Annotated in this window: 27 protein-coding genes; 15 read left to right on the plus strand and 12 right to left on the minus strand. The window is 61.9% G+C overall.

The features are described from left to right. The first annotated feature begins 39 nt into the window (after positions 1-39). The 4 genes from xseB to folE2 all read left to right on the plus strand — a co-directional run bounded on the left by xseB (position 40) and on the right by folE2 (position 3,993). The gene (xseB, locus tag J0L98_RS09735) at positions 40-258 is read left to right on the plus strand and encodes an exodeoxyribonuclease VII small subunit (protein WP_296411552.1); all 219 of its coding nucleotides are present in this window, start codon (positions 40-42) and stop codon (positions 256-258) included. Further along, entirely contained in the window at positions 255-1,151 is an 897-nt protein-coding gene (locus J0L98_RS09740; protein ID WP_296411553.1) for a farnesyl diphosphate synthase, read from the plus strand. Before xseB ends, J0L98_RS09740 begins: the two co-directional genes overlap by 4 nt. A 51-nt stretch (positions 1,152-1,202) precedes the next feature. Next, complete coding sequence (gene dxs, locus J0L98_RS09745) at positions 1,203-3,101, plus strand: 1-deoxy-D-xylulose-5-phosphate synthase (RefSeq protein ID WP_296411554.1); 1,899 nt, start codon at positions 1,203-1,205, stop codon at positions 3,099-3,101. Between the two features lie 82 nt (positions 3,102-3,183). Then, positions 3,184-3,993 (plus strand): GTP cyclohydrolase FolE2, encoded by an 810-nt coding sequence (gene folE2, locus J0L98_RS09750; RefSeq protein WP_296411555.1) that lies wholly within the window; start codon positions 3,184-3,186, stop codon positions 3,991-3,993. Between the two features lie 88 nt (positions 3,994-4,081). Here folE2 and rplS read toward each other — a convergent pair whose 3' ends face one another. From rplS to rpsP, 4 genes are all read right to left on the minus strand, one after another. After that, positions 4,082-4,480, minus strand: coding sequence for a 50S ribosomal protein L19 (gene rplS / locus J0L98_RS09755; protein ID WP_296403804.1), 399 nt, complete (start codon positions 4,478-4,480; stop codon positions 4,082-4,084). An 88-nt stretch (positions 4,481-4,568) separates the two neighbouring features. Continuing rightward, positions 4,569-5,348, minus strand: coding sequence for a tRNA (guanosine(37)-N1)-methyltransferase TrmD (gene trmD, locus J0L98_RS09760; RefSeq protein WP_296411556.1), 780 nt, complete (start codon positions 5,346-5,348; stop codon positions 4,569-4,571). Beyond that, positions 5,348-5,851, minus strand: a complete 504-nt coding sequence (gene rimM / locus J0L98_RS09765) for a ribosome maturation factor RimM (protein ID WP_296411557.1) — start codon at positions 5,849-5,851, stop codon at positions 5,348-5,350. The genes trmD and rimM overlap by 1 nt, the downstream gene beginning before the upstream one ends. Positions 5,852-5,888: 37 nt before the next feature. Then, positions 5,889-6,140, minus strand: coding sequence for a 30S ribosomal protein S16 (gene rpsP / locus J0L98_RS09770; protein ID WP_296403811.1), 252 nt, complete (start codon positions 6,138-6,140; stop codon positions 5,889-5,891). A 199-nt stretch (positions 6,141-6,339) separates the two neighbouring features. Between rpsP and J0L98_RS09775 the strand changes: the two genes are divergently transcribed. Beyond that, entirely contained in the window at positions 6,340-7,830 is a 1,491-nt protein-coding gene (locus J0L98_RS09775) for a hypothetical protein (RefSeq protein ID WP_296411558.1), read from the plus strand. Here J0L98_RS09775 and J0L98_RS09780 read toward each other — a convergent pair. Further along, positions 7,818-9,026 (minus strand): YihY family inner membrane protein, encoded by a 1,209-nt coding sequence (locus J0L98_RS09780; RefSeq protein WP_296411559.1) that lies wholly within the window; start codon positions 9,024-9,026, stop codon positions 7,818-7,820. The two genes, J0L98_RS09775 and J0L98_RS09780, sit on opposite strands and share 13 nt — an antisense overlap. A gap of 97 nt (positions 9,027-9,123) precedes the next feature. Here J0L98_RS09780 and wrbA point away from each other — a divergent pair, with 97 nt between their 5' ends. Together wrbA and J0L98_RS09790 are read left to right on the plus strand one after the other, a co-directional pair. Then, positions 9,124-9,720 (plus strand): NAD(P)H:quinone oxidoreductase, encoded by a 597-nt coding sequence (gene wrbA, locus J0L98_RS09785; RefSeq protein ID WP_296411560.1) that lies wholly within the window; start codon positions 9,124-9,126, stop codon positions 9,718-9,720. Further along, positions 9,717-10,082, plus strand: a complete 366-nt coding sequence (locus J0L98_RS09790; protein ID WP_296403818.1) for a DUF2069 domain-containing protein — start codon at positions 9,717-9,719, stop codon at positions 10,080-10,082. The genes wrbA and J0L98_RS09790 overlap by 4 nt, the downstream gene beginning before the upstream one ends. Before the next feature lie 9 nt (positions 10,083-10,091). Here J0L98_RS09790 and J0L98_RS09795 read toward each other — a convergent pair whose 3' ends face one another. The 5 genes from J0L98_RS09795 to J0L98_RS09815 all read right to left on the minus strand — a co-directional run bounded on the left by J0L98_RS09795 (position 10,092) and on the right by J0L98_RS09815 (position 16,062). Then, complete coding sequence (locus tag J0L98_RS09795) at positions 10,092-11,624, minus strand: 2-isopropylmalate synthase (protein WP_296403820.1); 1,533 nt, start codon at positions 11,622-11,624, stop codon at positions 10,092-10,094. A 135-nt stretch (positions 11,625-11,759) separates the two neighbouring features. Beyond that, the gene (pssA, locus tag J0L98_RS09800) at positions 11,760-12,548 is read right to left on the minus strand and encodes a CDP-diacylglycerol--serine O-phosphatidyltransferase (protein WP_296411561.1); all 789 of its coding nucleotides are present in this window, start codon (positions 12,546-12,548) and stop codon (positions 11,760-11,762) included. Positions 12,549-12,659: 111 nt separating this feature from the next. After that, positions 12,660-13,676, minus strand: coding sequence for a ketol-acid reductoisomerase (gene ilvC / locus J0L98_RS09805; protein WP_296411562.1), 1,017 nt, complete (start codon positions 13,674-13,676; stop codon positions 12,660-12,662). 72 nt (positions 13,677-13,748) lie between these two features. Next, positions 13,749-14,240, minus strand: coding sequence for an acetolactate synthase small subunit (gene ilvN, locus J0L98_RS09810; protein ID WP_296406099.1), 492 nt, complete (start codon positions 14,238-14,240; stop codon positions 13,749-13,751). Positions 14,241-14,352: 112 nt separating this feature from the next. Next, complete coding sequence (locus tag J0L98_RS09815) at positions 14,353-16,062, minus strand: acetolactate synthase 3 catalytic subunit (protein ID WP_296411575.1); 1,710 nt, start codon at positions 16,060-16,062, stop codon at positions 14,353-14,355. A gap of 59 nt (positions 16,063-16,121) precedes the next feature. On the opposite strand from J0L98_RS09815, the gene J0L98_RS09820 reads away from it, so the two are divergent. The 4 genes from J0L98_RS09820 to J0L98_RS09835 are packed head-to-tail and all read left to right on the plus strand — an operon-like array spanning position 16,122 to position 18,263. Next, complete coding sequence (locus tag J0L98_RS09820) at positions 16,122-16,784, plus strand: RNA polymerase sigma factor (protein WP_296411563.1); 663 nt, start codon at positions 16,122-16,124, stop codon at positions 16,782-16,784. Beyond that, a complete protein-coding gene (locus tag J0L98_RS09825; protein ID WP_296411564.1) occupies positions 16,781-17,155 on the plus strand; it encodes a DUF3619 family protein in 375 nt (124 codons plus the stop codon). The genes J0L98_RS09820 and J0L98_RS09825 overlap by 4 nt, the downstream gene beginning before the upstream one ends. Further along, positions 17,128-17,775 (plus strand): DUF3106 domain-containing protein, encoded by a 648-nt coding sequence (locus J0L98_RS09830; RefSeq protein WP_296411565.1) that lies wholly within the window; start codon positions 17,128-17,130, stop codon positions 17,773-17,775. The genes J0L98_RS09825 and J0L98_RS09830 overlap by 28 nt, the downstream gene beginning before the upstream one ends. An 8-nt stretch (positions 17,776-17,783) precedes the next feature. After that, complete coding sequence (locus J0L98_RS09835; RefSeq protein WP_296411566.1) at positions 17,784-18,263, plus strand: RDD family protein; 480 nt, start codon at positions 17,784-17,786, stop codon at positions 18,261-18,263. Between the two features lie 131 nt (positions 18,264-18,394). Here the strand turns inward: J0L98_RS09835 and lptG are convergent, their stop codons facing one another. Both lptG and lptF read right to left on the minus strand, forming a co-directional pair. Beyond that, positions 18,395-19,471: an LPS export ABC transporter permease LptG gene (gene lptG / locus J0L98_RS09840; RefSeq protein ID WP_296411567.1), complete on the minus strand. Its 1,077-nt coding sequence runs from the start codon at positions 19,469-19,471 to the stop codon at positions 18,395-18,397. After that, the gene (gene lptF / locus J0L98_RS09845; RefSeq protein WP_296411568.1) at positions 19,471-20,547 is read right to left on the minus strand and encodes an LPS export ABC transporter permease LptF; all 1,077 of its coding nucleotides are present in this window, start codon (positions 20,545-20,547) and stop codon (positions 19,471-19,473) included. Before lptF ends, lptG begins: the two co-directional genes overlap by 1 nt. A gap of 107 nt (positions 20,548-20,654) precedes the next feature. On the opposite strand from lptF, the gene J0L98_RS09850 reads away from it, so the two are divergent. From J0L98_RS09850 to J0L98_RS09865, 4 genes are all read left to right on the plus strand, one after another. Beyond that, on the plus strand, positions 20,655-22,142 hold the full coding sequence (locus J0L98_RS09850; RefSeq protein WP_296411569.1) for a leucyl aminopeptidase: 1,488 nt from the start codon (positions 20,655-20,657) through the stop codon (positions 22,140-22,142). 19 nt (positions 22,143-22,161) lie between these two features. Next, complete coding sequence (locus tag J0L98_RS09855) at positions 22,162-22,596, plus strand: DNA polymerase III subunit chi (protein ID WP_296411570.1); 435 nt, start codon at positions 22,162-22,164, stop codon at positions 22,594-22,596. Beyond that, positions 22,593-23,048, plus strand: coding sequence for a hypothetical protein (locus tag J0L98_RS09860; protein WP_296411572.1), 456 nt, complete (start codon positions 22,593-22,595; stop codon positions 23,046-23,048). The genes J0L98_RS09855 and J0L98_RS09860 overlap by 4 nt, the downstream gene beginning before the upstream one ends. A gap of 95 nt (positions 23,049-23,143) precedes the next feature. After that, a partial coding sequence (locus J0L98_RS09865; RefSeq protein WP_296411574.1) for a valine--tRNA ligase occupies positions 23,144-25,178 on the plus strand: 2,035 nt, incomplete at its 3' end.

The following is a 25,178-nucleotide window of genomic DNA, read 5'->3' on the forward strand; positions in this document are numbered from 1 at the left end:
GCTATTTTTACGGTTTCAGTACCTTGAATCCAGCCGAGAATGGTCAAGCCTTCCAAGACGCCCAGTTTCGAATCCGCAGTCTCCGAGCTGGAAGTGATCGTCCAGGAGATGGAGAACAGCCAGCTCCCCCTTGATCAGGCTCTTGCCGCCTATCAGCGCGGCTTCGTGCTCTTGCGCCAGTGCCAGGACTTCCTCGGCAAGGCGGAGCAATCCATCCGCCTCCTCGAAACCACTGATACGGAAGCCCCATCGGCATGACCACCCAAGGCTTCAACCAATGGATGTCCCACATCCAGGAGCGCACCGAGGCCGCCTTGGCGCGCGCCCTCCCCGCACCCGATATCGCCCCTGCCCGCCTCCACGAAGCCATGCGCTACGCCGTACTGGGTGGCGGCAAGCGTGTGCGCCCACTGCTTGTTCACGCCGCGGGGGACGTGAGCGGCGGCGCGCCTGAGCGCCTCGACCGGGCGGCCTGCGCCATTGAAATGATCCACGCCTATTCGCTGGTGCATGACGACATGCCCTGCATGGACGATGACACACTGCGCCGTGGCAAACCCACGGTCCATGTCCAGTTTGACGACGCGACGGCCCTGCTGGTCGGCGACGCCCTGCAGACCCTGGCCTTTCAGCACATCGCGGAATCGCAGGTAAGCGACTCCCCCCAACGACAACTGGGCATGATCCGCCAGCTCGCCATTGCCTCCGGATCCCGTGGGATGGCCGGCGGGCAGGCCATTGACCTGGCATCGGTAGGCCTGCAGCTAACCCTTGCCGAACTGGAGTTCATGCACATCCACAAGACCGGCGCACTGATCCGGGCATCCATCGGCCTTGGCGTACAATGCGGCCGTGACCTTGGCGAAGACGAACTGGCATCCTTGGACCACGTGGGCAAGGTGATAGGCCTGCTGTTTCAGGTGGTGGACGACATCCTCGATGCCGAAGCGGATACAGCCACGCTGGGCAAAACGGCGGGCAAGGATGCCGCCAATGACAAGCCGACTTACGTCAGCCTGCTGGGCGTCACGCGCGCGCGCGCACTGGCCGAAGAAATGTGCGCAGAAGCGCTGGATCGCCTTGCCGCATTCGGACAGCCCGCTCGCCGCCTCTCCGAACTGACGAGATTCATCGTCCACCGGCAGTTTTGACACCCGCCATCGCACACCCAAGAACACTCATTAACGACCCGGTAACCCGGAATGCCCCTCGGAACGCAGCCCGCCACTCCCCGCAGCAGCCTGCTGGAAAGCATTGCCTCGCCCGCGGACCTGCGCCAGCTCGACCCCAGCCAGCTCTCCCAGCTGGCCGACGAGTTGCGCAATTTCCTGATCAGCTCTGTATCCCGCACAGGTGGTCATCTTTCGTCCAACCTAGGTACCATTGAGCTCACGGTTGCCCTGCATTACGTTTTCAACACGCCTGAAGACCGCATCGTCTGGGACGTGGGCCACCAGACCTACGCCCACAAGATTCTCACCGGCCGCCGCGAAGCCATGGCCGGACTTCGTCAATACCAGGGTATCTCGGGCTTTCCGAGGCGCTCTGAGAGCGACTACGACACCTTCGGCACCGCCCACTCGTCCACCTCCATCTCGGCGGCCCTGGGCATGGCCGAGGCCGCCCGCATGCGTGGCGAGGATCGTCGCGCCATTGCAGTGATCGGAGATGGCGCCATGTCCGCCGGCATGGCCTTCGAGGCCCTCAACAACGCGGGCGACATCCACGACACCAACTTGCTGGTCATCCTCAACGACAACGAGATGTCTATCTCGCCACCGGTTGGAGCCCTCAACAAGCACCTGTCACGCTTGCTGTCGGGCAAGCTCTACAACGGTGCCCGCAAGATCGGCAAGCGCTTCCTCGAGAATCTGCCTCCGCCCGTCTTTGAACTGGCGCGCCGCACCGAGGAGCACGTCAAGGGCATGGTGATGCCGGGCACCATGTTCGAGGAATTCGGCTTCAACTACATCGGCCCCATCGACGGGCACGACCTGGAGTCCCTGCTCCCCACGCTGCAGAACCTGCGCACGCTGAAGGGCCCGCAGTTCCTGCACGTCATCACCCGCAAGGGCCAGGGCTACAAGCTGGCCGAGGCCGACCCCATCCTCTACCACGGCGTCTCCCGTTTCGACCACACGGCCGGCATTGCCACCGGCAAGGATGCCAAGGGCGGCGGCAAGCTCACCTACACCCAGGTGTTCGGCGACTGGCTGTGCGACATGGCCGCCGCCGACGAGCGGCTTGTGGCCATCACCCCGGCGATGCGCGAAGGCTCCGGCATGGTCCGTTTCGCTCAGGAGCACCCCACCCGTTACTACGATGTGGGCATCGCCGAGCAGCACGCCCTCACCTTCGGCGCAGGCCTTGCCTGCGAAGGCTTCAAGCCTGTGGTGGCCATCTACTCGACCTTCCTGCAGCGCGCCTACGATCAGCTGATTCATGACATCGCCCTGCAGAACCTGCCAGTCATGATGGCCATCGACCGGGCGGGCCTGGTGGGTGCCGACGGAGCCACGCACCACGGCGCCTTCGACATTTCCTATCTGCTGTGCGTCCCCAACCTGACGATCTTCTGCCCGGCGGACGAAAACGAATGCCGGCAGATGCTCTACACCGCCTATCGGCACGACGGCCCCACCGCCGTGCGCTACCCCCGTGGCAGCGGCCTCGGCGTCACCCCGCAGGCCACGATGCAGACCTTGCCCATCGGCAAGGGTGAGATCCGTCGTAACGGCAATCGCACCGCGCTGCTGGCTTTCGGCAGCATGCTGGGCGCCGCCCTGCAGGTCGGTGAAGAGCTGGACGCTACGGTCGCAAACATGCGATTTGCCAAGCCCATTGACCGGGATCTCATCCTCCGGCTGGCCGACACCCATGATCTGCTGGTAAGCCTCGAAGAGAACGCCACGATCGGCGGTGCGGGTTCCGAGATCGCCCGCGTGCTTCACGAAGCCGGAAAGCCCACCCGCTTGCTGCAGATCGGCCTGCCCGACCGCTTCATCGACCATGGTGACCAGGCGCAGCTGATGGCCGAAATCGGCCTCAATGCCCAGGCAATCCGCCAACGGATTGAAGAGGCCTATAGGCCGAATAGTTGAGTGCTTTTGTCGGGAATGATAGGATCAATTTACCAAGGGGCCATAGATCCCCATTCCCCAACGAGATTTAACGAGAACAGTCATGACTACGTGCGAAGCCCCCACTCCGATTCCGGATGTCCAGAACTCCGCGGACTCCCGCCAGTTAGCCATCAACAAGGTCGGCATCAAAGCCATCCGTCACCCGATCCGCGTCCAGGACAAGAATGGCGGCGTCCAGCACACCATTGCGGTCTTCAACATGTACGTCGGTCTGCCCCACAACTTCAAGGGCACCCACATGTCCCGTTTCGTGGAGATTCTGAACAGCCATGAGCGCGAGATCTCGGTCGAGTCCTTTGAACCGATGCTGCGTGAGATGGTGAGGAAGCTCGAAGCCGAGACCGGCCACGTGGAGATGACCTTCCCCTACTTCATCAACAAGGCAGCCCCCGTCTCGGGCGTCCAGAGCCTGATGGACTATGAGGTCACTTTCATTGGCGAAATCAGGGAAGGCGGCGCCTACGAGTTCACGATGCGCATCGTCGTGCCTGTCACGAGTCTGTGCCCCTGCTCGAAGAAGATTTCGGAATACGGCGCGCACAACCAGCGCTCCCACGTCACGGTAACCACCACAACGAATGACCACCTTTGGATCGAGGAGCTGGTACAGCTCGTCGAGGGGCAGGCATCCTGTGAGCTATATGGTCTTCTCAAGCGACCCGACGAAAAATTCGTGACCGAACGCGCTTACGACAACCCCAAGTTCGTCGAAGACATGGTGCGCGACGTGGCTGGCTGCCTCAACAGGGAAGTCCGTATTGATGCCTATACGGTGGAATCCGAGAATTTCGAATCCATCCACAATCACTCAGCCTATGCGCTGATCGAGCACGACAAACGCACGATCTGAAACCCACCCCTCCCGAAATGGAGGGCTACGAGATCAGGGCGAAAAAAAACGGAACCGAAGTTCCGTTTTTTTTTGCCCTGGAAATCGCTCAGGCCTTGGCAGCAGCAGCCTTGGCAGCGAAGGACTTGTAGTCCAGCTTTTCCTTGATACGTGCGGACTTGCCGGAGCGGCTGCGCAGATAGTAGAGCTTGGCGCGGCGAACATCGCCGCGACGCTTCACTTCAATGCTGGCCACCAGGGGCGAGTAGGTCTGGAACGTACGCTCCACGCCTTCGCCGGAAGAGATCTTGCGAACGATGAAACCGGAGTTGAGGCCGCGGTTACGCTTGGCAATGACAACACCTTCGTAAGCCTGCAGACGCTCGCGGTTGCCTTCCTTCACCTTGACCTGAACCACCACAGTGTCGCCGGGAGCGAACTCGGGGATGGCCTTGCCTTGGGTCAGACGGGCGATTTCTTCCTGTTCCAGTTGCTGAATGAGGTTCATGCGTAACTCCTGATAAAAATGGGGCCAGTGGCCTTTCGTGCAGAGCAGGTCGCCACCTGGTGCACGGCTTTGTTATGAAACCGGGAGACTACGCTACCGGCTTCGCTTCTGACTGCCGGAATGCCTCCAGCAGTCGGAATTCTTCCTTACTCAACACTCGACCGGCCAGCAGATCCGGGCGCCGCTGCTCGGTACGCCCAAGGGACTGCTGCAACCTCCAGCGGCGGATCTCGGCATGGTTGCCCGAGAGCAACACCTCCGGAACGCTCACCCCGTGGTAATCCACCGGACGGGTGTAATGCGGGCAATCAAGCAGCCCGTCCACAAACGAGTCCTCCACCGCGGAGTCCTCGTCATTCAATGCGCCTGGTAGCTGCCGGATGAGCGCATCAAGCAACACCATCGCCGGTAACTCTCCTCCCGAGAGGACAAAATCACCCAGAGAAATCTCTTCATCGACGCAACGATCGATCAACCGCTGATCGACGCCTTCATACCGGCCACACAGCAGGATGAGGGACGGTTCGGACAGAAGCTGAAGCACCTTCCGGTGATCCAGCGGCTTCCCCTGGGGCGACAAATAGATCACCCGCCCCGCCGTGCCCGCTGACTCCAGTTGTCTGGCCTTCGCCGCACCGATGGCCTTCTCCAGCGGCCCCGGCAACATCACCATCCCCGGACCACCGCCATACGGACGGTCATCCACCGTGCGATGCCGATCTTCAGTGAAATCCCGAGGATTCCAGCAGTGAATCTCGTACAGTGCCCTGTCCCGCGCCCGCCCGGTTATGCCGAACTGCGACAGGGCAGAAAACATTTCGGGAAACAGCGTCAGGACGTCGTAGGCCTTGCGACCCTGATCAGACATCACCAATCGGCTTCCCAATCCACCTGAATCCTGCCAGCAGAAACGTCCACTTCCGTGACATACGCTGCGACGAAGGGGATCAGCCTTTCGGCATCTCCATCCTGAATCTGCAGCACGTCATGTGCGCCGGTGGAGAGCAGCCCCGACACTTTGCCAAACGGAACACCGGTAGCATTGAAAACGTCCAGCCCAACCAGGTCCGCCCAGTAGTATTCGTCCTTTTCAGGCTTGGGCAAGGCATCACGAGGCGCAGCAACAAAGTAGCCCGTGACCGCTTCGGCACCATTACGATCAGGCACTTCGGCAAAGCTGGCAACAATACCGCCCTTGCCATGCTCCCTGCACCCCTTCAACGTAAACGGAACCCACTCCTTGCCATCCGGATCCGTGGCGAGCCACCACTGGGGGATCTTCTTCCAGGAAAGCGGATCATCGCCAAAGGGATGCACCTTGACCCAGCCCCCGACGCCAAAGGGCGCAACGATGCGCCCCAGGACGATCATGGATGGGTCTTGAGACAGATCGGAAGACCCTGACAACTCAGGCGGCGGCCTTGGCGGCCTGCTTCACGAGGCGGGAGACGGTGTCGGAAAGCTGGGCACCGTGACCTTGCCAGTGGGACAGACGCTCGGCATTGACCACGAGGCTGACGGCATTGCCGGAAGCGACGGGGTTGTAGTAACCGATACGCTCAATAAAACGACCATCGCGACGATTACGGGAATCGGCGGCAACGATGTTGTAGAAAGGACGCTTCTTGGAACCGCTGCGGGCGAGACGAATAACAACCATGACTTGTTCCTGATCCGATGAAATGGAAAAACGTCGGATAATAGATTACCCGGGGAAAAACATCAAGGTTCATGCATCTATCACGGCTTCGTCACCCTACATCCCTCCAGGTCTCAACCTGGTTCAAAAACGCCGAAACGCGGCACATGTCCCGGGGATTTAATTACAATGACGTCCTGGCCACGAGACTTCCCAGGCAATGAGCGCCGCCGACTCCAACCTTTCCGATCGCACAGCGCCAGTTCTCGACTGGCTGGCTTCCCCCCTGTCTGACGACGCAGACCTGGAATTGGCGACGCTTGTTCGCCATCTTGACGAGCTCGGCCGCTCCGATGTGAGTCGCAGCCAGCTCCAACGCTGCCTGGATCTCTTGCACACCCGCAGCATGGCCATCAGCCGACAGTTCCGTGGGCGCCTGGCCGTTGCCTCGCTGCCGCTGACTCTTGGGTTGCATCGTTCAGCGACACGACTGGTGTCGGCACTCGGCAAGCTGGTTATCTGGCACGAGGAAGTCCTGAACGAAATACGCCACCGGCTGGTTCGGACACTACGCCGCAATCCGGCCACGATCAGCGCCAAGGCGCTTGAGCTGCTCGGCGAGCAGCTCACCGTGGCCCACCTCGCAGGCAACAGCGCGCCCTACGACTTCTGGCTGAAAGCCCACTCCCTATATGCAGGGAGCGGAGCGGAGGCGGAGCCCGGGCAAGGCGACGAAGCACCCGAAAGTGCCAAAGCCGCTTACAAGTATCTCCTGGCCTTTTCGGCCGCTCACCCAGAGGGTCTCACGGGCAAGGAGATCTGCTGGCTGTCCGAGTTCATCGCCGGCAATGCAAGCAGCACCTCGATTCGCCACTCGCCCCCGGGGGACGACGAACTGGGCTGGTTCTGGCTGGACCCGGATCAAGACACTCAGCCCATGTCGATACACCGGCGCCATCCACCCGACCTGGACGGGCTGCTCTATTTCTCGGGTGAAGAACTTGCCCGTCGTGCCACATCCCTGATAGATCGCCTTGAAGGCGACGCCCCTCCACCCAGCGACTTCCATGCTGGGCTGGACCGGGCGGAAGCGGCCTCACTCCTGAGGCGGGTCAGGGAGTACTGGGCCTGCCCACCGCGCCGGGAGCACTCGCGCCGACGCAGTCAATATGCCGTTCGGGTTTGCTGTGGACTTGACACCATCTGGAAGATGCTCCGTGATCCGGGCCTGCCCCGTCAGGCGCTGTACTCATCTGAATGGATGGTGATCAATGAAAGCCCCACCGGCTACGCCATCATGCAAGTCACGGGTACGGCCAGTGATCTGACTGCCGGCATGGCGCTGGCCCTGCGCCGCAGCGATGGGGAGCCTTGGACATTGTGCGTGGTGCGCTGGATCCGCACCGAGACACCCGAGCAGATCGAGCTCGGCCTGCAAGTTCTTGCCAATTCCGCCAAACCGGTTACCGTTGGCTTCCGCAATGCCAACCGCACCCGGCCCATGAGTCCAGCCCTGGTGTTGCCGCCAGTTCTTGCGCTCGGTCGTCAGCAGTCCATTCTTGCTCCTGCGGGTACTTATTCGGCACGCCGCTTCATGCTTGTGTCGGACACCAATCGCCTCTACATCGCCCAGGGACGCCTCCTAAGCCTCGACATGCAGACCGCCGCAGTAGAACTTTTTCAGTACGAAATCGACCCCTACCCCCTTTGACTGGCGGCCCGCCCGCGCGCCAGCAACTGGCTGAGTGACACATCCGCCGCCGTGTGCACGGCCGACAGCAAGTGCTGCCATGGCGCCACGACCCATGATTCAGGCCCGTTTGCCCGACCATCGGTGTCCGGCAGGGGCGCCAAGCCAAAAAGCGCCACCAGTTCCGACAACAGCACACCCTCGGCAGAACGCGCCAGCAACCATCCACCGGAATCCCCGCGCACGACGATTCTCGATGAAGAAAGAAGCGCGAGCGCCTCTCGAACCTCGTCATGGCCGACCCGCGCCACGTCGGCCAGTCGCACCACCGACCGGCACTCGCCGACAGATTGAGCCTCAGCGAGCTCGGCAAGGATCAGCAATGCCACATAGAGGGGACGCCCGGGAAAATCGGGCAACGGTCGCCTCCGCAGACTCCGCTCGGGAAGGACGGCCGCGACGACGGCTCCGAGCAGGATGATGATCCACGAGAGATAGAGCCACAGAAGAAAGATCGGTACGACGGCGAATGCCCCATAGACCAGGGTGTAGCTGGGAAAGTGAGCCAGGTAGAGCCCAAAAAGCCGTTGCATGACAAGGAACGCACCGGCCGCCAGCAAGCCCGCCAGACCGGCGTCGGCAAGCCGGACACTGCAATGCGGAACAGCAAAATACAGCGTTGCAAAAACCCCGGAGAGCACAGCCAGGGAAACCAGCCGCAAACCTGCCACCTCCAGCCAGACGGGCTCATTCATCAGATCCAGGGACACACTCAGCATCGCTCCGGCAGCAAAGACGCCCCCGGCCAACAGGAGAGGCCCCAGGGAAAGTACAGCCCAATATGCCACCAGGCGGCTGGCCCAGGGTCTGTGGGCCTGCACCCGCCAGATCTGGTTGATCACCTGATCGATGGTCCGCATCAGCATGATTGCCGTCAGGATCAGCACAACGCCGCCCACAATGGTCAGATTGGTGGCTTTCTGGCTGAACTGCAAAGCGTAGGTGGCGATCACCTTTCCCGCCTTCTCGGGAAGCAGGTTATCAAGCAGGAAGCCCTGCAACGCATCCCTGAATCGCTGGGACTGGGGAAACTTGCTGAATACCACGGCGACGAGCGTCACAAAGGGCACAAGTGACAACAGGGACGTAAACGCCAGACTGGCCGCAACCTGAGAGCACCGACCATCCCTGAAACGCCGCAATACCGCGCTCAGCAATAGCTGCAATGCCACGACTGATGAACGAAGGCGGTCACCGGAATCAAGCGCGGAGTTCATTTACGTATAATGCCTTTCCGCGTCAAAGACCTCATTCATGCAGGAAATCCTCGTTCTCTACTACAGTCACCGGGGCTCGGTTCGTGCCCTTGCGGAAATGATCGCACGGGGTATCGACTCCGTGCCCGGAGCAGCCGCAAGGTTACGGACGGTGCCACGCGTGTCGACCGTATGTGAGGCTGTGGAACCCGATGTGCCCGGCCACGGCGCCCCCTATGCCGAAATGCGGGATCTGGAAGAGTGCATCGGCCTTGCGATCGGCAGCCCCACCCGCTTCGGGAACATGGCGGCTGCCATGAAACACTTTCTGGACGGCACGGCCGGCCCGTGGCTCTCTGGCGCCCTGGCCGGCAAACCTGCCTGCGTATTCACATCCACCGCCAGTCAGCATGGTGGGCAGGAGAGCACGTTGCTGTCGATGATGACACCCCTTCTCCACCACGGCATGCTGATCGTCGGCCTTCCCTTCTCGGAGCCCGATCTGACGCTCACCCGCAGCGGCGGCTCACCTTACGGAGCAACGCACTGGGCGGGCAAGGACGAAAACACCCAACTGACCGACGAGGAACGACGCCTCGCCACGGCCCTGGGCAAACGCCTGGCCGAAACCGCACTCAAGCTCGCCAGACCATGAAACCCAAGACCCTCTCCCTGATTGCCAGCATCACCCTGCTCAGCCTGATCGCCCTGTGCCTCGCCTGGGAGACGACGCTGGCCCCCCTGCGCCCGGGTGGCTCCTGGATGACGCTCAAGGTTCTGCCCCTGATGGCCGCGCTCTTCGGCATCCTGCGCGGAACACGCTACACCTACCAGTGGAGTTCGATGATGATCCTGCTCTATCTGACGGAAGGAGTCGTGCGCACCAACGACGCCCCCCCTGGAAACATGCTTGCCCTGGCGGAGGCTGTGCTCAGCGTGATCTTCTTCATCGTCGTGGTGCTCTACGCCCGCAACACCGCGCCTTCACGTCTGGCGCGGATGTCCGGGAAAGCCTGAACGGCGGTATCAGACCTGCGGATTCATCTTCTCCGCCCCCGCCTGGATCTTGTTCAGGGCATTGAGGTAGGCCTTGGCGGAGGCCACGATGATGTCGGTGTCGGCGCCCTGGCCATTCACCACACGGCCATCCTTCGACAAGCGCACGGTGACCTCACCCTGGGCGTCGGTACCGGTGGTGATGGCATTCACCGAATACAGCAACAGCTCGGTTCCACTCTTCGCGACCACCTCGATCGCCTTGAAGGCCGCATCCACGGGCCCAGAACCACAGGACTCGGCCTTGGCTTCAGCCCCCCCTACCGCGAGGGTCACTCGCGCGCAGGGTATCTCGCCAGTCTCCGAGTGAAATGAGGACGACAGCAAGCGAAAATACTCCTTCGGCTCTGAGCTCTCATCGCTCATCAACGCCTGCAGATCCTCATCGAAGATCTCGTGCTTTTTGTCGGCCAGCTCCTTGAATCGGGCAAAGGCATGATTGAGCTGCTCCTCAGAAGCGATATCGACACCCAGCTCCTGAAGGCGCGAGCGAAAGGCATTGCGTCCGGAGTGCTTGCCCATCACCAGCTTGTTGGTACTCCAACCCACGTCCTCGGCACGCATGATTTCATAAGTCTCACGATGCTTGAGCACACCATCCTGGTGAATCCCGGACTCGTGGGCAAAGGCGTTGGCACCCACAATCGCCTTATTGGGCTGAACGGGAAAACCCGTGATTCCGGAAACCAGCTTGGAAGCCGGGACAATCTGGGTGGTATCCACCCGGGTATCGCACTGGAAGACATCCTTGCGGGTCCGCACCGCCATCACGATCTCCTCGAGCGAGGCGTTGCCGGCACGCTCACCCAGGCCATTGACCGTACACTCGACCTGCCGGGCACCGGCACGCACCGCAGCCAGGGAATTCGCAACGGCCAACCCCAGGTCATTGTGGCAATGCACCGACCAGACTACCTTGTCGGAGCCGGGCACACGTTCGATCAAGCGGCGGATGGTCTCCGCAAACTGCTCCGGCACGTTGTAACCCACGGTGTCAGGGACGTTGATGGTCGTCGCCCCGGCCTTGATCACCGCCTCGAAGATTCGGCAAAGGAAATCGATTTCGGAACGGCCGGCATCCTCCGCAGAAAACTCGATATCGTCCGTGTATTCCTTCGCCCAGCCGATTGCCCGCACGGCCTGTTCGACCACCTGGTCGGGCGTCATGCGCAGCTTTTTCTCCATGTGGATCGGGCTGGTGGCGATGAAAGTATGGATACGGCCCGACGCAGCAGGACGGATCGCTTCACCGGCACGGCGGATATCGTTCTCGTTGGCCCGCGCCAGGGAACACACGGTGGACTCACGGATGGCCTCAGCAACAGCCTTGACGGCTTCGAAGTCGCCATTGGAGGCTGCCGCAAAGCCCGCCTCGATGACGTTAACCTTCATCCGTTCAAGTTGCCGGGCGATACGCAGCTTTTCATCCCGCGTCATCGATGCACCCGGGCTTTGCTCACCATCGCGCAGGGTCGTGTCGAAAATGATCAGCTGGTCGTTCATCATGGGCTCCCGCCGGTTCTTTGTAGTTGGATTGAGGCGCACCCTCGGCGTTCAATCAGCCGAAGGTGCAGGAGTTTGCGAATTGAATCTGGCATCTGGACACTCGGCTCACAGCCAAGCGCACCGGGGCCCGGACTATAAATCAGTCTTTTCCGACGCTGCAACCGAAGCCTTTTGCCGACGACCCTTGATCCAGGCCCAGGCACCCAGGACATAGCCAGAGACCGCATAACAGAGGAAAAGGCCAAACAGCACTCCGGGCGGATAGCTGGAAATCAGCAGAAAGCCGAGAACGAAGGCGATGATGACAATGAAGGGCACACTACGGCGCAGGTTGATCTCTTTTCCACTGTAGAACAGCACGTTGCTGACCATTGAAACGCCAGCAAAGATGGTAAGAGCACAGCCGTACCAGCGCACATCGGGCCCGGCAATACCATTATCAATCACGACCCACACCAGCCCTGCAACCAGGGCGGCCGCAGCCGGACTGGGCAAGCCCTGGAAATAGCGTTTGTCGATGACGTCAATATTGGTGTTGAAGCGCGCAAGCCGCAGGGCCGCACCTGCGCAATAGATGAAAGCCGCCATCCATCCGAGTTTGCCCATGCCCTTGAGCGCCCATTCGTACATGATCAGCGCCGGGGCCGCCCCGAAGGAAACCATGTCGGAGAGCGAATCGTACTCTGCGCCGAAAGCACTCTGGGTCCGCGTCAGACGGGCCACCCGGCCATCCAGGCCATCGAGCACCATGGCGATGAAGATCGCCACTGCCGCCTGCTCGAACAACCCGTTCATGGCCTGGACAATCGCGTAGAAACCTGCGAAGAGCGCGGCCGTGGTGAACAGATTGGGAAGAATGTAGATGCCCCTGCGACGCCGTTCCGGGTTGAGCAGGGGTTTGCGGGATTGCAGATCGGCCATGGAGGGGACGATGGGTGAAGTCGAATGCGATTGTAACGCAGGACGCTGCGCGCGATCCGAAAACGACACGGGGGACTTTCGTCCCCCGTGCGCGTTTCAGGCCCGATGCGATCAGTTCTTGGACTGATCCACCAGCTTGTTGGCCTTGATCCACGGCATCATGTCACGCAGCTGGGCACCGACGGTCTCGATCGGGTGCACGGCATTCAGACGACGACGGGCGGTCATGGACGGGTAGTTGGTCTTGCCTTCCAGGATGAACATCTTGGCGTACTCACCCGTCTGGATACGCTTGAGGGCTTCGCGCATGGCGTAGCGGGACTCTTCGTTGATCACTTCGGGGCCGGTCACGTACTCGCCATACTCCGCGTTGTTGGAGATGGAGTAGTTCATGTTGGCGATACCGCCTTCGTACATGAGGTCAACGATCAGCTTCAGCTCGTGCAGGCACTCGAAGTAAGCCATCTCGGGGGCGTAGCCCGCCTCAACGAGGGTCTCGAAGCCCATCTTCACCAGCTCGACGGCGCCACCGCAAAGGACGGCCTGTTCGCCGAAGAGGTCGGTTTCAGTCTCTTCGCGGAAGTTGGTCTCGATCACGCCACCCTTGGTGCCGCCGTTGGCCGCAGCGTAGGACAGGGCGATGTCACGGGCCTTGCCGGACTTGTCCTGGTACACAGCGATCAGGGAAGGCACGCCGCCGCCCTTCAGGTACTCGGAACGGACGGTGTGGCCGGGGCCCTTGGGGGCAACCATGATCACATCCAGATCGGCACGGGGGATGACCTGGTTGTAATGCACGTTGAAGCCATGGGCGAAGGCCAGCACGCCACCCTGCTTGATGTTCGGCTCAACATCATTCTTGTAAACGTCGGGAATGTTCTCATCCGGAAGCAGGATCATGACCACATCGGCGGCACGAACGGCCTCAGCCACTTCGGCAACCTTCAGGCCGGCACCTTCAGCCTTGCTCCAGGAGGCTCCACCCTTGCGCAGACCGACGGTCACGTTGACACCGGAGTCGCGCAGATTCTGGGCGTGGGCATGGCCCTGGGAGCCGTAACCAACGATGGTGACCTGCTTGCCCTTGATCAGGGAGAGGTCAGCGTCCTTATCGTAATAAACCTTCATTTCATGCCTTTCTGACAAAAGAGGAGCAATTCACGGGACGGCTCGGGCGTCATCACCCAAACCGGACCCGCATCAAACTTTCAATACCCGATCACCGCGGCCAACACCGCAGATGCCGGAGCGGACGGTTTCAAGAATCAGGCTCGCGTCGATGGCGCCAACAAAAGAGTCGAGCTTGGCCTGATTACCGGTCAACTCGATCACGTAGCTGGTATCGGTGACATCAATGATTCGCCCACGGAAGATATCTGCCATGCGCTTCATTTCCTCCCGGTCCTTGCCGGTTGCCCGCACCTTGACCAGCATCAGCTCGCGCTCGATGTGGGCAGATTCCGACAGATCGACCACTTTGACAACCTCGACCAGCTTGTTGAGATGCTTTGTGATCTGTTCGACGATGTCATCCGAGCCGGACGTGACGATGGTCATGCGCGACAGGGAAGCGTCTTCGGTGGGCGCCACCGTAAGTGACTCGATATTGTAGCCACGGGCGGAAAACAGGCCGGACACGCGCGACAGCGCACCGGATTCATTCTCGATGAGAAGGGAGATGACGTGTCTCATAGGCGTCTTGTTCTGGATGGTCATCAGCCCGCGCAACCATTGGGCGTCGAGCGTCTGGGATGGTTCGGGAAACGGGCGCAAGCGGATTCCCACTGCAGGCCTTGCCAGTCGATCAGAGATCCTCGGCCGACAGGATCATGTCCGTCAGGCCCTTGCCCCCCTGAACCATCGGATACACGTTCTCTGTGGCATCGACCTGAAAATCGAGGAAGACCAGATCGTTCTTCTGCTTGAACGCCTCCCGTAGCGCCCCCTCCACATCGCCCGGCTTGTCCACCCGCAGGCCCACATGGCCGTAGGCCGCAGCCAGCTTCGAAAAATCAGGCAAGGCATCCATGTAGGACTCGGAGTAACGGTTCCCGTGGAAGAGCTCCTGCCACTGGCGCACCATGCCCAAGTAGCCATTGTTGAGCAGGACGACCTTGATGGGCAGACGGAACTGCTTGCAGGTAGAGAGCTCCTGGATGTTCATCTGGATTGACCCTTCGCCGGTAACACAGGCGACTGGCGACCCGGGATGCGCGAGCTGAACACCCATGGCAGCGGGCAGACCGAAGCCCATGGTGCCGAGTCCGCCAGAATTCACCCAACGGCGCGGCTTGTCGAACTTGTAGTACTGGGCAGCCCACATCTGGTGCTGGCCCACGTCGGAGGTCACGAAGGCATCCCCCCCCGTGACTTCCCATAGCTTCCGGATCACGTACTGAGGCTTGATCAGGCCGTCGTCCTGGGAGAACTTCAGGCAATCCCGGCGACGCCACTCTTCGATCTGCTTCCACCAGCTTCCAAGGGACTCCTGGTCGGGCTTCTCGGAGGCGCCCTCAAGCAAGGCAAGCAGCTCTCCAAGAACCTCGCCCACATCACCCACAATAGGCACATCCACCTTCACACGCTTCGAGATGGACGAAGGATCAATGTCGATATGAATGATCTTGCGCGGTTCGGAGGCGAAATGCGCCGGGCTGCCGATCACCCGATCGTCAAAACGGGCGCCAACTGCGAGGAGAACGTCGCAGTAGTGCATGCCCATATTGGCTTCGTAGTTGCCGTGCATGCCCAACATGCCCACAAACTGCCTGTCAGTGGCCGGATAGCCTCCCAGGCCCATGAGGGTATTGGTACAGGGGAAACCCAGCTTGCGCACCAGTGTCGTCAGCTTGTCCGCCGCATCGCCAAGCACCACGCCACCGCCGGCGTAGACCATGGGCCGCTTCGCTTCCAGAAGAAGCTGCAGGGCCTTCTTGATCTGGCCTTGATGTCCCTTGATCGTCGGGTTGTAGGAGCGCATGGAGACGCTTTGCGGGTAGACAAACTCGCACTTCTGAGCGGTGATGTCCTTGGGAATATCGACCAGGACCGGGCCGGGACGGCCCGTACGGGCCAGATAGAAGGCTTTCTTGATCGTTTCCGCGATCTCCCGGACATCCCTGACCAGGAAGTTGTGCTTCACACAGGGGCGAGTGATGCCAACGGTATCGACCTCCTGGAAAGCGTCCTGTCCGATGGCGGCGGAGGGAACTTGGCCGGAAATCACCACCATGGGAATTGAGTCGCAAAACGCGGTCGCAATGCCGGTCACAGCATTTGTCGCCCCCGGCCCCGATGTCACGAGGGCGACGCCCACCTTCTCGGTCGAACGGGCATATCCGTCCGCCGCATGGATCGCCGCCTGCTCGTGGCGCACCAGAACGTGGCGCACCGAATCCTGCTTGAAGAGCTCATCGTAGATGTACAGCACAGCCCCACCGGGATAGCCGAAAAGATAATCGACCTTTTCTTCCTGGAGGCACCTGATTACAATTTCCGCACCGGTAATGACCATCACTGCACCCGAGCTGTATCGGCGATGTAAAACGTTGAACCATACCGCCGACCCGGCGATTGGTCAAGGCGCACCGTATCGGTGCCGCCGCCCTCATCACTGCACCAGAAACGACGACCTCCAGGAACACCCCCACCTGGCTCACAGAGGATCACCCCCTGCCATCCCGCCTCGAACTATCGGACTTCCTCGCCAGCGTCGAGAAACGGGCCTTCAAACACGCCTTGTTTGCGGTTCGCAACGAAGAGTCGGCCCTCGACATCGTCCAGGATTCGATGATGCGGCTTGCCGAAAAGTATGGAGACAAGCCGCTCGACGAGCTTCCCATGCTGTTCCAGCGCATCCTGCAGAATGCCATCAGGGACTACTACCGGCGCCAGAAGGTCCGCAGCATGTGGACCACGCTGCTATCGGCCTTTTCCGGCCCGGAGGACGACGATCAGGACCCGCTCGACACTCTCGAGTCGGCCGACCGCGACCACAAGAGTGAATCTCCCCAGGCCCAACTGGAACAACGCCAGACATTGGGCGTCATAGAAAGAGAGATTGAAAAGCTCCCGCCCCGTCAACGTGAAGCCTTCCTGATGCGTTACTGGGAGGAAATGGACATCGCTGAAACGGCTGCGGCCATGGGATGCTCGGAAGGCAGCGTGAAGACGCATTGCTCCCGGGCGACGCACACCCTGGCCGCCGCACTTGCTGCAAAAGGTATCAAACCATGAACGAACAGGACTTCCACAACCGGATACGCCAGCACCTCAACGTAGCGGCCCGCAATTGCTCCGCCTCGGTGGCAGATCGCCTTCTTGAGGCTCGGCAGCTAGCGCTGTCGCGCCAGAAGAAGACTGTGAGAAAGCTCAGTCTTGCCGGCATCGGCCAGACGCTCTCAGAACATCTGATGCCCCACGGGCGCACGACGCTTGCGACGATTCTCGTCATCCTGCTTGCGCTGGGCAGTGGCTTCCTGGGCGAATGGCAGCACACGGCGGACCTCGAAGAGGTCGACAGCGCCCTGCTTGCCGACGACCTTCCGATTGACGCCTACCTGGATCGCGGATTCGACGCATGGGTTCAAAACGACTCGCCCGACTGATCGTCGCCGCCCTTGTCATTCTTTCGACTCAGGCTCTGGCAACGCCGCCGATCACGGCCCCGGCGTGGACGGATCTGACCCCGGACCAGCAGCGCACCCTGGCACCGCTGGCAAGCGAATGGAAGAATCTTCCTGACGACAGGAAGCGCAAATGGGTCGGCATTGCCGATCGCTTCCCGGGCTACACGCCCGAGGAGCAGTCACGGCTGCAACGACGGATCGAAACCTGGTTCTCACTGACCCCCGAACAACGCACCACTGCGCGCGACCAGTATCGCAACCTCCAACGCATCCCGCCCGAGAAGCGGGAAGTGCTGCGCGACAAATGGAACGCCTATCAGGAATTGCCGAGCGAAGAGAAGACCCGCTTCAAGGAAGCCGCCGCAAAGCCCCGGGTCAAAGCACCCAAAACCAAGACAGCGGCCATGCCGCTCAAGCCCCTCACGGCCCCACCACCTCCACGGGTCATCGTGCCGAAAAAACCGGCAGTCGCCCCCTTGCAACCGGACACCATTCCCGAACCTGCCAGCGCAACTGCGGCAGCGCCCGCAAGCGCCCTGCCTGCCGCCGATAGCGGCACCGCCGCCGCCAACACTGTCGCGGCGGGCGTCAAGCCCTGAACCTGCCCATGCCTTTCCAACAAGCCGCCGCACCAGGGGGCCAGCCCGCCCATCGCACTTCCGTCGAACTCGCGGGCCTGCGCCGCCGGCTGGCGAGCATGCTCTACGAGTCACTGCTCCTGCTGGGCGTCCTTGCCCTGACCTTCATGGTGCCATTGCTGATACTCGGTATCGGCACCGAATACACGCCATCCGGCGGGATCCTCTGGGTGTACATATTCGGCGTACTCGGCATGTACTTCCTGTGGTACTGGCGGCGTGGCGGTCAGACCCTTGCCATGCAGACCTGGAAGCTGCGCATCGTGGACGTGTCCGGAAATCCTGTCAGCTTGCGCCAGGGATGGCTCAGGTATGCGCTGGCGTGGCCATCGGTGCTTTTTTTCGGCGTCGGCCTGATGTGGGCACTGATCGACAGGGACCGCCAATTCCTGCACGACCGCCTCGCGGGTACGCGGATTGTTCTCCTGCCCGCCGCGCCTCAGCACTGACAAGCTTCAGGGCTTGCGAAGCCATCGTAGCGAAAGCTTCGGTTTTACTCCGTCAAGGGTGACCAGATCCGGCGGGCGGTAACTATTTTGGCGGCGCAATCAGGCCGCGCAGCCCGTCCCTTCAAACGCCCTCAACGGCGCTCCACCCACCACATCATGCCCATTGCCGCCAGCAGGAAGGCGATACTGGGCGTCAGTGCGGCCACTGCCGGCATCCAGCCGTTGATGACGCCCAGGTTGGAGAACAGCCCGTTCAGCAGATGGAAGCCGACCCCGATCATGATCCCGGAAAAAACCTTCAGGCTCACGCCCCCCATGCGGGTTTGCATGTAACCGAATGGCAGCGCCAGCCCCATCATGACGAGGGCAGCAAACGGATAGGCCAGTTTTTTCCAGAGCGCGATCTCATAACGCGTGGTGCGCTGCTTATTGTCTTCAAGGTGACGTATGTATGAATACAGCGTTGTCACCGACATCCGCTCCGGCACAACCATCAACACTGACAGGACATCCGGCGTCAGCTCGGAGCGCCAGACAAGCTCCGGCAAGGTGAGAACCTCCGTCCGATCCCCCTGGAACAGCGTCTTGCCCACCCCCCTCAGACGCCATCCGGCACCCTCCTGAAAGACGCCGGACTCCGCCTCGCTGATGGACACCAGTGCAGCCCTGTCATCGAACTCGTAAATGCGAACCCCCTGCAGAGAAGTATCAGGCAGAATGCTGCGCACATTCACAAACAGCTTGCCGTCCCGAACCCACAGCCCGGTGCGCAACTCCTGGGAAACCATGGAGCGTGTGGCCGCCAGCCGCCATTGCTGCGCCGCGCGCTCCGCCGGCGGCGCAAGATACTCGCCGAAAACGAAGGTCAGCAATACGAATACGCTTCCCACCGACAGCAAGGCGAGCAGGAAGCGCCGCGTGGACAAACCCGAAGCCCGCAGAACGGTGATCTCCGAGTGGCGGGCCAGTGTCGTGAGCGCATAGAGCGTACCGATCAGCACCGCGATGGGCATGAGCTCATAGACACGCCCCGGCATGATCATCGCCACGTAGATCGCCGCATGATGCAGCGCGTAACCGTTCTTCCCGACCTCATCAAGCTCATTGACCAGATCGAAGAACGCAAAGAGCCCCAGAAAGGCGAGCAGCACAAGTGCCACTGCTGCGTAGATTTCACGGCTCACATAGCGGATATAGACAGGAATCATCAAGTCCTCCGCCACCGTGCAAACACGCTGAGGCGCTTGTAGAAAAGCAGGGCCAGCACCCCCAGCATGATCAGGTGCGGCGCCAGCAGAGCAACCTCAAAGCGCAAGCGCCCCTGTCCCACCCAGGCCTGACACACACTCAGCGCATTGCTGTAGATCAGATATACCAGGACAGCGAGAATCAGATTGTTGGTCCGTCCCGCGCGGGGATTGACGAACGACAGTGGAATGGCGAGCAAGGCCAGCATGATGGCCAGCAAAGGCGTACCGATACGCCCCAGCAGCTCGGCTTGGTTGCGCTTGTCCGGGTTCTTCAGCAATGCCGGCAGCGTCAGGGTCTTCGGCTGCCGGGGGCCACCACTCGCCTCCTTGGACTCCATGCGGATCTGGTAGCGCTCGAATTCCATCACCCGGTAACTCGGCGTGCCCGGCGTTCCTTCATAGCGCCGACCGTTCTCGAGAACGACAAAGCGATTGCCCGAGGCATCCACCTCCATATGCCCCTGGGCCGCGACCATCACCCCCAGGCGACCATGCTGCATGCTACTGGCAAAAACGTTGCGCACGCGTCCTTCCTCACCCGACAGGGCTTCCACGAAGAAAACGCGCTCGCCCCCGGAGGACTCCCTGAACATCCCCGGCGCCACCCGGGATACATCGTCCCGGTTGTTCAACTGCTCCTTGTATTCCACACTCTTCTTCTGCGCCCAAGGCGCCACAAAGAGCGACATGGCTGCAATCACAACAACCACTGGCACCGCAAAACGCAGCACCGGACGCATCCAGGCGGTCAGTGGCAATCCGCTGGAGAACCACACCACCATTTCCGAATCCCGGTAACAGCGGGACAGGGACATGAGAATCGCGATGAAAACGGTGAGGGACAGCACCACCGGCATCTGCGCAATGGCACCGAAACCGATCAGGGCGAGCACCGCATCGGCGGGCACCCGCCCGCCAGCCGCCTGCCCCAGCAGCCGGATGAGAACGGTGGAAATCAGGATGGCGAACAGCGCCACGAAGACCGCCACGGCGTTCTGCGTGAATTCGCGCTGGGCAGCTCGGAGAAAAATCATGCGGGGGGAATGGTCGCGCCGGGGAAAGGCCTTTTTGACGTCCGCCGGGGTGCCGGCCATAATGTGCCGCGAAGTCCCAATTGACGCGTGTTTCCAAGGAGAAGCGGGTGGAATTTACCATAAAGGCCGGGTCGCCGGAAAAACTCAAGAACGGCTGTGTGGTAGCAGGCGTATTTTCCGGTGGCGAGCTCAGCGCCGCAGCCAAGGCCCTCGACAAGGCCACGGACGGCAGCATCGCCGCCATCCTTGCGCGGGGTGATCTGGACGACAAGGCCGGCGCCACCCTCACCCTTCACGCCCTCCCCGGCCTGGCCACGCCGCGCGTGCTGCTGGTCAGCCTGGGCAAAGCCGGCGAACTCACCGACAAGACCTTCCGCGACGCTGTCTCGGCCGCCGCCCGCCAGCTGACCGGCTCCCCGGCAGACGATGCCGCCTTCTGCCTGACCGATGTGGACCTTCCCGGCCGCGACGCCGCCTGGCGCTTCGCCCAGGCTGCACAGATCCTCAAGGACAGCACCTACCGCTGTGACGAGCTGAAATCAAAGAAGGACGAATCGAAGAAGGGCGTCAAGAACCTCGTCTTTGTCACCCGTGGCAAGCCCGCCGCTGATCTCGATGCCGCTGTGAGGGAAGGTGAGGCGATTGCCGACGGAATGGCCCTGGCCAAGACCCTCGGCAATCTGCCGGGTAATGTGTGCACCCCTGGCTACCTGGCCACCACCGCCCGGAAACTCGCCAAGGAGCATAAAATCAAGGTCGAGATCCTCGAACGTGCCGACATGGAAAAGCTCGGCATGGGTTCGCTGCTGTCGGTGGCCCAGGGCTCCCACGAGCCGCCCAAGTTCATCATCCTCAACTACAAGGGCGGCAAACCCAAGGACAAGCCGGTCGTGCTGGTGGGCAAGGGCATCACCTTCGACACCGGCGGCATCTCCCTCAAGCCCGGCGAAGGCATGGACGAGATGAAGTACGACATGTGCGGCGCCGCCAGCGTGCTCGGCACCTTCAAGGCCATCGCCCGCATGGAGCTGCCTATAAACGTGGTCGGCCTGATCCCCACCACCGAGAACATGCCCGGCGGCTCGGCCATCAAGCCCGGCGACATCGTCACCTCCATGTCCGGCCAGACCATCGAGATTCTCAACACGGACGCCGAAGGCCGCCTGATCCTGTGCGACGCCCTAACCTACGCCGAGCGCTTCGACCCCGTTGCGGTGGTGGACATCGCCACCCTCACCGGCGCCTGCATCATCGCCCTGGGCAACCTCACCTCCGGCCTGCTCGCCAACGACGACGCCCTGGCGGCCGAGCTGCTGGCCTCGGGTCAGGCCGCGGGCGACAAGGCGTGGCAGCTACCCCTGTGGGACGAATACCAGGACATGCTCAAGAGCAATTTTGCCGACATCCCCAACATCGGCAGCAAGGGGGCCGGCACCATCACGGCCGCCTGCTTCCTGGCCCGTTTCACCAAGGCCTACAAGTGGGCACATCTGGACATCGCCGGCACCGCCTGGAAATCCGGTGCAGACAAGGGTGCCACCGGGCGCCCCGTGCCCCTGCTGACCCGTTTCCTGATTGGCCGCGCCGGGCTTTGAGACCCCGGACACCCGCAACGTGACAACCGAGATCCGCTTCTATCACAACGCCCCCGACCGCCTGCGGGTCGCCTGCGTGCTGAGCACCAAGGCACGCGCAGGCGGGCACCGGATCTCGGTCTTCGCGCCGGATGGCGGTATCGCCCGCCAGTTCGATCAGATGCTTTGGGGCCTCCAGCCCCTGTCCTTCATTCCCCACGTCGCCGCCGACTCGCCCCTCGCAGCCGAAACCCCTGTGGTGATCGGCAGCCGCCTCGACACCCTGCCCCACGAGGACGTGCTGATCAATCTCGGCGATGAGCTGCCCGATGGCTTCGAGCGCTTTGCGCTGGTGCTCGAGATCGTCGGCCCCACCGACCCGGAACGCCAGGCAGCCCGTGGTCGTTACCGGCACTACAAGGCGCGCGGCTACACCCTGAGCGCCCACGATCTGGCCCAACGGAGTGGCGAATGAACACCCCCCGAAACCCCGAGTTCGAAATTTCCCTTGAAGACGAGGAAGCCGAATCCAGCCGAAACCACGATGACGAGCCCACCAGCATTGACGGTGACGACCTCCCCGTTCTGACCGACGTGGTGGATGAGCGGATCGAGCCCTACATCGGCACCAGCGAGCCCATCATCCTGGAGCCCATGCGGACTGAAGCGGAGCTTGCCCACACAGCCCCCCCGGCTGGCATCACCCAGCCTCCAGGCGACCTGGCCGAACGTCTGGTCACCCTCGACACCGCCATCAGCCGGCTCATCGACGACTGGGTGGCCAATGAACTCCCCCAGCTCGTCTCCCGCGAGCTTGACGATCTGGCCGAACGTTTGCGCGTAAAGGCCAGCGCCCACCTGCGCGCAACCCTCCAGCCCCTCATCTCCGCCGAGATCGCCAACACCCTCGACGACAACGAGGGCTGAATTCACCCCTTGCCACCGCCCCCCGCCAAGTCTTCCCGGCGGGCGGGGCGGGTGCATCCGCTATAATCCGCGTTTTGCCTTCAAAGACAGACCCCATGGAACTGGCCAAGAGTTTCGAGCCGGCGGAGATCGAACGCCGCTGGTATGAGCACTGGGAGACGAGCGGCTATTTCGCCGCCGGTCTCGACCGCAGCAAGCCCGCCGACCAATCCTTCTGCATACTGCTGCCGCCGCCCAACGTCACCGGCACCCTGCACATGGGTCACGGCTTCAACCAGACCATCATGGACGCGCTCACGCGCTACCACCGGATGCGCGGCTGGAACACCCTGTGGCAGCCGGGCACCGACCACGCCGGCATCGCCACCCAGATCGTCGTCGAACGTCAGCTGGACGCCCAGGGCATCTCCCGCCACGACCTAGGCCGCGAGAAGTTCCTCGAGAAGGTCTGGGAGTGGAAGGAATACTCCGGCGGCACCATCACCCAGCAGATGCGCCGCATGGGCACCAGCCCCGACTGGAGCCGCGAACGCTTCACCATGGACGCGGGCCTCAACAAGGTGGTCACCGAAACCTTCGTGCGTCTGTACAACGAAGGCCTGATCTACCGCGGCAAGCGCCTGGTCAACTGGGACCCGAAGCTGCACACCGCCGTATCCGACCTGGAAGTGGTCCAGGAAGAGGAAGACGGCTTCATGTGGCATCTGAGCTACCCGCTGGCCGACGGCAGCGGCAGCCTCACCGTGGCCACCACCCGGCCTGAGACCATGCTCGGCGACACCGCCGTGATGGTCCATCCTGAAGACGAGCGCTACGCCCACCTGATCGGCAAGACCGTGCGCCTGCCGCTGGTGAACCGCGAGATCCCGATCATCGCCGACGAATACGTGGATCGCGAATTCGGCACCGGCGTGGTCAAGGTCACCCCCGCCCACGACTTCAACGACTACGCCGTCGGCCTGCGCCACGGCCTGCCGATGATCATCGTGCTGACCCTGGAAGGCACCGTGCCGGCGCAGGGTAGTGTGGTCACCCAGGGTGTGGTCAGCGGCAACACCCCGCTGCCCGCCGACCTGGCCGGCCTGGACCGCTTCGAAGCCCGCAAGCAGGTGGTAGCCCAGTTCGAAGCCCTCGGCCTGCTCGGCGAGGTCAAGCCCCACAAGCTGCAGGTACCCCGTGGCGACCGTACCGGCGTGGTCATCGAGCCCATGCTCACCGACCAGTGGTTCGTGGCCATGTCCAAGCCCGGCGAGGACGGCAAGTCCATCACCGAAAAGGCGCTGGAAGTGGTTTCGTCCGGCGAGATCAAGTTCGTCCCGGAGAACTGGGTCAATACCTACAACCAGTGGCTCAACAACATCCAGGACTGGTGCATCTCCCGCCAGCTCTGGTGGGGCCACCAAATCCCCGCCTGGTACGGCGAGAACGGCGAGACCTTCGTCGCCCACAGCGAGGATGAAGCCCGCGCCCTGGCCGACAAGGCTGGTTACAGCGGCGCCCTGAACCGCGACCCGGACGTGCTGGACACCTGGTACTCCTCCGCCCTGTGGCCCTTCTCGACCCTGGACTGGACCTCCGAATACCCGGAGAAATCCAACGACGCGCTGGACCTCTACCTGCCGTCCACCGTGCTGGTCACCGGCTTCGACATCATCTTCTTCTGGGTGGCGCGCATGGTCATGATGACCAAGCACATCACCGGCAAGATCCCCTTCAAGCACGTTTACGTCCACGGCCTCATCCGCGACGCCGAAGGCGCCAAGATGTCCAAGTCGAAGGGCAACGTGCTCGACCCCATCGACCTGATCGACGGCATCGGCATCGATGCCCTGGTGGCCAAGCGCACCACCGGCCTGATGAACCCCAAGCAGGCCGCCAGCATCGAGAAGAAGACCCGCAAGGAATTCCCCGAAGGCATCCCCGCCTTCGGCACCGACGCCCTGCGCTTCACCTTCGCCAGCCTGGCCAGCCCCGGTCGCGACATCAAGTTCGACATGAGCCGTTGCGAGGGCTACCGCAACTTCTGCAACAAGCTGTGGAACGCCACCCGCTTCGTGCTGATGAACGTCCAGGGCCACGACCTGGGCCTCGAGCACAAGCAGGACGGCCCCAGCTGCGGCGGCAACGGCC

The sequence above is a fragment of the Zoogloea sp. genome (assembly GCF_017302315.1).
Taxonomy (GTDB): Bacteria; Pseudomonadota; Gammaproteobacteria; order Burkholderiales; family Rhodocyclaceae; genus Zoogloea.

Coding starts and splice junctions, on each gene's coding strand:
- xseB (WP_296411552.1), top strand. CDS start 40: ATGGTCAAGCCTTCCAAGACGCCCAGTTTCGAATCCGCAGTCTCCGAG.
- J0L98_RS09740 (WP_296411553.1), top strand. CDS start 255: ATGACCACCCAAGGCTTCAACCAATGGATGTCCCACATCCAGGAGCGC.
- dxs (WP_296411554.1), top strand. CDS start 1,203: ATGCCCCTCGGAACGCAGCCCGCCACTCCCCGCAGCAGCCTGCTGGAA.
- folE2 (WP_296411555.1), top strand. CDS start 3,184: ATGACTACGTGCGAAGCCCCCACTCCGATTCCGGATGTCCAGAACTCC.
- rplS (WP_296403804.1), bottom strand. CDS start 4,480: ATGAACCTCATTCAGCAACTGGAACAGGAAGAAATCGCCCGTCTGACC.
- trmD (WP_296411556.1), bottom strand. CDS start 5,348: ATGTCTGATCAGGGTCGCAAGGCCTACGACGTCCTGACGCTGTTTCCC.
- rimM (WP_296411557.1), bottom strand. CDS start 5,851: ATGATCGTCCTGGGGCGCATCGTTGCGCCCTTTGGCGTCGGGGGCTGG.
- rpsP (WP_296403811.1), bottom strand. CDS start 6,140: ATGGTTGTTATTCGTCTCGCCCGCAGCGGTTCCAAGAAGCGTCCTTTC.
- J0L98_RS09775 (WP_296411558.1), top strand. CDS start 6,340: ATGAGCGCCGCCGACTCCAACCTTTCCGATCGCACAGCGCCAGTTCTC.
- wrbA (WP_296411560.1), top strand. CDS start 9,124: ATGCAGGAAATCCTCGTTCTCTACTACAGTCACCGGGGCTCGGTTCGT.
- J0L98_RS09790 (WP_296403818.1), top strand. CDS start 9,717: ATGAAACCCAAGACCCTCTCCCTGATTGCCAGCATCACCCTGCTCAGC.
- J0L98_RS09795 (WP_296403820.1), bottom strand. CDS start 11,624: ATGAACGACCAGCTGATCATTTTCGACACGACCCTGCGCGATGGTGAG.
- pssA (WP_296411561.1), bottom strand. CDS start 12,548: ATGGCCGATCTGCAATCCCGCAAACCCCTGCTCAACCCGGAACGGCGT.
- ilvC (WP_296411562.1), bottom strand. CDS start 13,676: ATGAAGGTTTATTACGATAAGGACGCTGACCTCTCCCTGATCAAGGGC.
- ilvN (WP_296406099.1), bottom strand. CDS start 14,240: ATGAGACACGTCATCTCCCTTCTCATCGAGAATGAATCCGGTGCGCTG.
- J0L98_RS09815 (WP_296411575.1), bottom strand. CDS start 16,062: ATGGTCATTACCGGTGCGGAAATTGTAATCAGGTGCCTCCAGGAAGAA.
- J0L98_RS09825 (WP_296411564.1), top strand. CDS start 16,781: ATGAACGAACAGGACTTCCACAACCGGATACGCCAGCACCTCAACGTA.
- J0L98_RS09830 (WP_296411565.1), top strand. CDS start 17,128: ATGGGTTCAAAACGACTCGCCCGACTGATCGTCGCCGCCCTTGTCATT.
- J0L98_RS09835 (WP_296411566.1), top strand. CDS start 17,784: ATGCCTTTCCAACAAGCCGCCGCACCAGGGGGCCAGCCCGCCCATCGC.
- lptG (WP_296411567.1), bottom strand. CDS start 19,471: ATGATTCCTGTCTATATCCGCTATGTGAGCCGTGAAATCTACGCAGCA.
- lptF (WP_296411568.1), bottom strand. CDS start 20,547: ATGATTTTTCTCCGAGCTGCCCAGCGCGAATTCACGCAGAACGCCGTG.
- J0L98_RS09860 (WP_296411572.1), top strand. CDS start 22,593: ATGAACACCCCCCGAAACCCCGAGTTCGAAATTTCCCTTGAAGACGAG.